The sequence below is a fragment of the Candidatus Streptomyces philanthi genome, assembly GCF_059553635.1.
Window position 1 is genome coordinate 1 of the sequence record NZ_JCANQV010000297.1, and the last position, 6,735, is coordinate 6,735.

Sequence of the window (6,735 nt, forward strand, 5' to 3'; positions counted from 1 at the left end):
ACGGCGTGAACAGTCCGCCGTCAGTCGGCGCGTGCGGCCCCGGTGCGGGAGTCCGCGGCGGTGCCGGAGGAGGCCGGGGCGCCGGGGCTGTCGGCGGACTGTTCACGCCGTGCCTGCTCGTGCCGGGCCTGGTCGAGGACGCTGACCTCGGGGACGGTCTCGCCGGCCCGGATCAGGTCGATGCGCCCCATCACCTTCGAGCGCAGATCGCTCGGGACGTCGTCATGGCCGCAGCAGCGCTTGACGAGCTTCTTCACGGCCTGCTCCAGACCGTACTTCTCCAGGCACGGGGAGCATTCGTCGATGTGCACCTGGAACTTCTCGCACTCGCCCGCGGGCATCTCGCGGTCGAGGTATTCGTAGAGGTGGTCCAGGACCTCCGCGCAGTCCTTGTCGTGCGGGTCTCCGCAGCTCATGATCCCGAGCCTTTCCGGTCGTGCTGCCGCGGCTCCTTCGCCGCCGCCGCTCCTGCCCCGGCCGGGACCAACCCGCGCTCGCGGGCGTAATCCTCCAGCATGCCGCGCAGTTGGCGCCGACCGCGGTGCAGACGGGACATCACCGTGCCGATGGGTGTCCCCATGATGTCGGCGATCTCCTTGTACGCAAAGCCCTCCACGTCCGCGAGGTAGACGGCGATACGGAATTCCTCCGGGATCGCCTGGAGCGCGGCCTTCACGTCCGAGTCGGGCAGGTGGTCCAGCGCCTGCGACTCGGCGGAGCGCAGGCCCGTCGACATGTGCGACTCGGCGCGCGCCAGCTGCCAGTCCTCGATCTCCTCGGCGGCACTGCGCTGCGGCTCCCGCTGCTTCTTGCGGTAGGAGTTGATGAAGGTGTTGGTCAGGATGCGGTACAGCCACGCCTTGAGGTTGGTGCCCTCGCGGAACTGGTGGAAGGACGCGTAGGCCTTGGCATACGTCTCCTGCACCAGGTCCTCCGCGTCGGCGGCGTTGCGCGTCATGCGCAGCGCGGCGGAGTACATCTGGTCGAGGAAGGTGAGGGCGTCCCGTTCGAAGCGCGCGTTGCGTTCCGCGGTGCTCTCCTGCCGGTCCTGGGCACGCTCGCGCGCCCCGCCGTCGGCCCCTGCGTCGGTACCGGTGACCGTACCCACCTCCTTCACGGCGACGGATCCGGGTACGGACCCACTCGTTTCGGAGAATAGACGACGATCCGGTCCTGCCGCCGCTCCAGCCGGGGACGGCTGTGCGACCTGCGGCTGCGACCACTGCAGGTCAGCGGCCATGCGTGGCAGGCAGGCGGTTCCCATGCGGGACTCCCATTCCTCGTCGGTGCACGGTGCGTACGCGGGTGCCTTACGGCTGGCACAACAGCCGGTCGCCGCCGGGCATTCCCGCCCCGCGCCGTCTTTTGCGCGGCCGTCCGCGCTCCGGGCACCGCCGCCGTCCCCCGGCACCGGGTCCCGGGGCCGCTCAGCCGAAGAGGATGTCCAGCCAGTCCGCGACCGCGCCGGTGAGCCGGGCCATGGTCTCTTCCTCCGTCACTCCGGCCTTCTTCGGCACCGCGAAACCATGGTCCCCGTGGGGCACCTCGGCGATCCGTGTCCCGGCGGGGAACTCCCCGGGCCCGCCGAACGGGTCCCGGCCGCCCTGGACGACCAGGGTCGGCACCCCGGCCCCGGTCAGCTCGTCCGCCCGGGACTTCTCGGGACGGCCCGGCGGGTGCAGCGGAAAGCTGAGGGCCAGCACGGCGTGCGCGCCCAGTTCCCGCGCCGTGCGGCAGGCGACCCGCGCCCCCGCGCTGCGTCCGCCCGCGACAATGGGCAGCCCCGGCTTCTCCAGGGCGGGCCGCAGCGCCGTCCACGCGGTGTCGAGGGTCCTGGGCGCGGGGGCCACCTTCTTGCCCGCGACCCGCCACGGTTGCTCGACCAGGACGACGGTGCAGCCCCGGGCGGGCAGCGCCGCCGCCAGGGCCCGCAGGTCCCGCGCCTGGACGCCGCCGCCGGCGCCGTGGCCGAGGGCCAGCACGGCCCGCGCCGGGACGGGCGCCCGGTGCCAGGTCAGCCGGGCCTCGCCGACCGGCGTCGTGACCGTCTCGCTTTCGTTCACCCCTGTACTCATACGCCCATCCTGCCGCCGGGGCCCCGGCCGTCAGAACAGCGTGCCCTCCTCCGGTGCCGGGAGTTCCTTCAGCAGCTCGGGCCCATTGTTGCGGACATTGCTGACGTCGGTGGAGACGGGGTAGGCCCGCATCAGGCCGGGCGGCGGCGGGGCGAGCAGGGCGCGCAGCTCCTCGGGGTCGGTGCGGGCGGGGTCGAGCCAGGCGTCCCAGCGGTCCGGCGGCAGGACGAGCGGCATCCGGGGGTGGATCTCGGCCAGCGAGCGGGGGCCCCCGCCGCCCCCGGCCCCGGCGAGCGGGGTGGTCTCGGCCTCGGTGGTCACCACGGTGCAGGTCGCCCACCACGCCCGCGGGTGGTCGGCGGGCAGGGTGGGGTCGCGCCAGAACTCGTAGAGCCCGGCCATGGCCATCACGGCGCCGTCGGCGGGTGTGACGAAGTACGGCTGCTTGCGGGCCCGCTTCCGCCTGCCGCGTTCCTCCAGCTCCCGTTCGGCGGCGCCGGTGACCCACTCGTAGTAGCCGTCGCCGGGGAGCAGGCAGCGGCGGGCGGCGAAGGCGTTCCTGAACGACGGCTTCTCGTGCACCGTCTCGGAACGCGCGTTGATCATCTTGACGCCGACGTCGGGCGATTTCGCCCAGGAGGGGACGAGGCCCCATTTCAGGGCGCGCAGCTGGCGCACCGGCATGCCCGGCGGGAAGTCCCGGGCCGCTTCTCCCTTGAGGGGACGTTCGAGCACCGCGTGCACATGGACCGTCGGGGCGATGTTCCAGTCGGGGGCCAGGGTCTCCGTGGGCTCCCAGTGCCGGACGCCGAAGAGACCCACCAGGTCCTCGGGCCGCCGGCTCGCCGCATACCTACCGCACATGCGTGCCACACTGCCATGCCACACGAAGGGACGACATGGACACCGACCACCTGACCGATGTCTGGAGCCGCGTCTTCGGCGGCCAGCCCGCCCCGCCCTCCTGGCTGGTGATCGCCACCGGGGTGCTCGCGCTGGCCGTCGTCGTGCCGCGTCCCGCGTGGCTGCTGTCGCGCAACGCGGTGACCATCGCGCACGAGGGCGGCCACGGGCTGGTCGCGCTGCTGACCGGCCGCCGTCTGGAGGGCATACGGCTGCACTCGGACACCTCGGGGCTGACCGTCTCGCGCGGCCGTCCGACGGGCCTGGGCATGGTGCTCACCGCCGCGGCCGGCTACACCGCCCCGTCGCTGCTGGGCCTGGGAGGCGCGGCGCTGCTGGCGGCGGGGCACATCACGGCCCTGCTGTGGGGGGCCACCGCGCTGCTGCTGGTGATGCTGGTGATGATCCGCAATGCGTACGGGGTGCTGACGGTCGTCCTGTCCGGTGCGGCGTTCCTGCTGGTCTCGTGGCTGACGACGGCCGAGGTCCAGGCGGCCTTCGCCTACGCGGTGGTGTGGTTCCTGCTGCTCGGCGGCGTCCGCCCGCCGTTCGAGCTGCACGGGAAGCGGCGGCGGGGCGGCGCGGTGGACTCGGACCCGGACCAGCTGGCCCGGCTGACGAACGTCCCGGCGGCCGTCTGGCTCGGCCTCTTCCACGTGGTGACACTGTGCTCCCTGATCGGCGGCGGGCGCTGGCTGCTGGGCCTGTGACCCTCGCCCGTCACGGGCCCGCCACGCGGCCCTCGTCCCCCGTCCGGCCGCGGTCGCGAAGGGGCCCTCCGGGCGCCCCGCCGCGCGCCGTGAGGCCCCTTTCCTGGCACGTTCCGTCCTCCGTACGGGCACCCCCGGCCTCCGCTCGCCCCTATCAGTGTCACGTTTCGGGCACGTTGCGCCGTTTTTGATCAAGATCGGCACCCTTGCCCAGCGATTACAGTGAGGGGCATGACCGAAAGCCCCGCGCAGCCCGCCCTCTGGCCCGCCCCCGTCGCCACCGGAGCGGTCGACGCCACCGTCACCGTCCCCGGCTCGAAATCGGTCACCAACCGCGGGCTGGTGCTGGCTGCGCTCTCCTCCGAGCCCGGCTGGCTGCGCCGCCCGCTGCGCTCGCGGGACACCCTGCTGATGGCGCAGGCGCTGCGCGCCCTGGGCGTCGGCATCGAGGAGACCGCCTGCTCCAGCACCGCCGGCGCGCCCGGCGGCGGCGAGGCATGGCGGATCATCCCCGCCGGACTGCACGGCCCCGCCACCGTCGATGTCGGCAACGCCGGCACGGTCATGCGCTTCCTGCCGCCGGTCGCGACGCTCGCCGACGGCCCGGTCCGCTTCGACGGCGACCCCCGCTCCTACGAGCGCCCGCTCGGCGGTGTGATCGACGCGCTGCGCGCCCTGGGCGCCCGGATCGACGACGACGAGCGCGGCGCGCTCCCGATGACGGTGCACGGCGGCGGCGCCCTGGAGGGCGGCCCGGTCACCGTCGACGCGTCCTCGTCCTCCCAGTTCGTCAGCGCGCTGCTGCTGTCCGCGCCGCGCTTCAACCAGGGCGTGGAGGTCCGGCACGTCGGCGCCGCGCTGCCGTCCCTGCCGCACATCCGGATGACGGTGGACATGCTGCGCGCGGTCGGCGCCCAGGTGGACACGCCGGAGGCGGGCGGTGAGCCGAACGTGTGGCGGGTCACCCCCGGCGCCCTCCTCGGCCGCGACCTGGTCGTCGAGCCGGACCTGTCCAACGCCCAGCCGTTCCTGGCGGCCGCGCTGGTCACCGGCGGCCGCGTCACCGTCCCGGACTGGCCCGAGCACACCACCCAGCCCGGCGACGCGCTGCGCGAGATCTTCACCGCCATGGGCGGCTCCTGCGAGCTGACCGAGCACGGCCTGACCTTCACCGGCGGCGGCCGTATCCAGGGCATCGACGTCGACCTCGGCGAGGTCGGCGAGCTGACCCCGGGCATCGCCGCCGTCGCCGCGCTCGCCGACTCCCCCTCCACCCTGCGCGGCGTGGCCCATCTGCGGCTGCACGAGACCGACCGGCTGGCGGCGCTCACCAAGGAGCTGAACGCGCTGGGCGGCGATGTCACCGAGACCGCCGACGGCCTGCACATCCGCCCGCGCCCGCTGCGCGGCGGGGTCTTCCACACCTACGACGACCACCGTCTGGCCACCGCGGCCGCCGTCATCGGCCTCGCGGTCGAGGGCGTGGAGGTCGAGAACGTCGCCACCACCGGCAAGACGCTGCCCGACTTCCCCGGCCTGTGGACGCAGATGCTCGATCCGGCCGCGCCGCCCGCCGCCCGGAGAGCGTGAGGACGGCCCGTCATGCGCCGTTACGGCAGGCACACCGACGAGGACGACGTCCGCGTCCGCCCGAACCGCAAGGGCAACCGCCCCCGCACCTCCATCCGCCCCAAGCACGAGGACGCGAGCCTGGGCCTGGTCGTCACCGTCGACCGGGGCCGGCTGACCTGTCTGATCGACGGGCGGACGGTCACCGCGATGAAGGCCCGCGAGCTGGGCCGTAAGAGCGCGGTGGTCGGCGACCGGGTCGCGGTCGTCGGCGACCTGAGCGGGGCCAAGGACACCCTGGCGCGGATCGTGCGGGTCGAGCCGCGTACCTCGACGCTGCGCCGTACCGCCGATGACGACGACCCGTACGAGCGGGTGGTGGTCGCCAACGCCGACCAGCTCGCGATCGTCACCGCGCTCGCCGACCCCGAGCCGCGCCCCCGGCTGATCGACCGCTGCCTGGTGGCCGCCTACGACGCGGGCCTCGACCCGCTGCTGGTGCTCACCAAGTCCGATCTGGCGTCGGCGGACGCGCTGATGGAGTCCTACGGCGCGCTCGGCGTCCCCTACGTCGTGACCAACCGGGACGAACTGTCCGACGGCGCCGCCGCCGACCGGGTGCGGGAGCGGCTGACCGGCCGGATGACGGCGTTCGTCGGGCACTCCGGCGTCGGCAAGACGACGCTGGTCAACGCCCTGGTCCCGGAGCGCCGCCGGGCCACCGGCCACGTCAACGCGGTCACCGGCCGCGGCCGGCACACCACCACCTCCGCGCTGGCCCTCCCGCTGCCCGGCGACTCCGGCTGGGTCATCGACACCCCGGGCGTCCGGTCCTTCGGGCTGGCGCACATCGACCCGTCGCGGGTCATCCACGCCTTCCCCGACCTGGAGCCGGGCACCGACGGCTGCCCGCGCGCCTGTAGTCACGACGAGCCGGACTGCGCCCTGGACACCTGGGTCGCCGAGGGGCACGCGGACCCGGCCCGGCTGTACTCGCTGCGGCGCCTGCTGGCGACCCGCGAGCGACGCGAGGGCGACTGATCCCCTGAAATCCGCCCCCCTCCGTCCGGGGTAAATGCATAATCACACCAAGGCTGGCGAAGCGGTCACCGAGCGACGGAGGCAAGGACATGGCGTGGCTGCTCGTCGTGGTGGCAGGGCTTCTGGAGACCGGCTTCGCGGTCTGCCTCAAGTTGTCGCACGGCTTCACCCGCCTCTTCCCGACCATCGCGTTCGCCGCGTTCGCGCTGGGCAGCTTCGGTCTGCTGACGCTCGCGCTGCGCCGGCTCGACGTCGGTCCGGCGTACGCGGTGTGGACCGGCATCGGCGCGGCCGGCACGGCGATCTACGGCATGGTCTTCCTCGGCGACCTGGTCTCCACCCTGAAGATCGTGTCCATCAGCCTCGTCATCATCGGGGTCATCGGCCTCCAGCTGTCGGGCTCCTCGCACTGACGCCTCACGGGCACGGTCGGCGCC

Annotated in this window: 8 protein-coding genes; 4 read left to right on the forward strand and 4 right to left on the reverse strand. The window is 73.6% G+C overall.

Annotated features, from left to right (window positions below; genetic code table 11):
- Positions 1–20: 20 nt before the first annotated feature.
- The 4 genes from rsrA to AC51EU_RS25055 all read right to left on the reverse strand — a co-directional run bounded on the left by rsrA (position 21) and on the right by AC51EU_RS25055 (position 2,939).
- Entirely contained in the window at positions 21–416 is a 396-nt protein-coding gene (rsrA, locus tag AC51EU_RS25040; RefSeq protein ID WP_496269332.1) for a mycothiol system anti-sigma-R factor, read from the reverse strand.
- Complete coding sequence (locus tag AC51EU_RS25045; RefSeq protein ID WP_496269339.1) at positions 413–1,108, reverse strand: sigma-70 family RNA polymerase sigma factor; 696 nt, start codon at positions 1,106–1,108, stop codon at positions 413–415. The genes rsrA and AC51EU_RS25045 overlap by 4 nt, the downstream gene beginning before the upstream one ends.
- Positions 1,109–1,427: 319 nt before the next feature.
- Complete coding sequence (locus AC51EU_RS25050; protein ID WP_496269333.1) at positions 1,428–2,075, reverse strand: alpha/beta hydrolase family protein; 648 nt, start codon at positions 2,073–2,075, stop codon at positions 1,428–1,430.
- A gap of 30 nt (positions 2,076–2,105) precedes the next feature.
- Positions 2,106–2,939, reverse strand: a complete 834-nt coding sequence (locus tag AC51EU_RS25055; protein ID WP_496269334.1) for an SOS response-associated peptidase — start codon at positions 2,937–2,939, stop codon at positions 2,106–2,108.
- A 35-nt stretch (positions 2,940–2,974) separates the two neighbouring features.
- On the opposite strand from AC51EU_RS25055, the gene AC51EU_RS25060 reads away from it, so the two are divergent.
- From AC51EU_RS25060 to AC51EU_RS25075, 4 genes are all read left to right on the forward strand, one after another.
- A complete protein-coding gene (locus AC51EU_RS25060) occupies positions 2,975–3,688 on the forward strand; it encodes a M50 family metallopeptidase (RefSeq protein ID WP_496269335.1) in 714 nt (237 codons plus the stop codon).
- Positions 3,689–3,919: 231 nt separating this feature from the next.
- Entirely contained in the window at positions 3,920–5,278 is a 1,359-nt protein-coding gene (gene aroA / locus AC51EU_RS25065; protein WP_496269336.1) for a 3-phosphoshikimate 1-carboxyvinyltransferase, read from the forward strand.
- A gap of 12 nt (positions 5,279–5,290) precedes the next feature.
- On the forward strand, positions 5,291–6,298 hold the full coding sequence (gene rsgA / locus AC51EU_RS25070) for a ribosome small subunit-dependent GTPase A (protein ID WP_496269337.1): 1,008 nt from the start codon (positions 5,291–5,293) through the stop codon (positions 6,296–6,298).
- A gap of 89 nt (positions 6,299–6,387) precedes the next feature.
- A complete protein-coding gene (locus tag AC51EU_RS25075) occupies positions 6,388–6,711 on the forward strand; it encodes a DMT family transporter (RefSeq protein WP_496269338.1) in 324 nt (107 codons plus the stop codon).
- Positions 6,712–6,735: the final 24 nt, after the last annotated feature.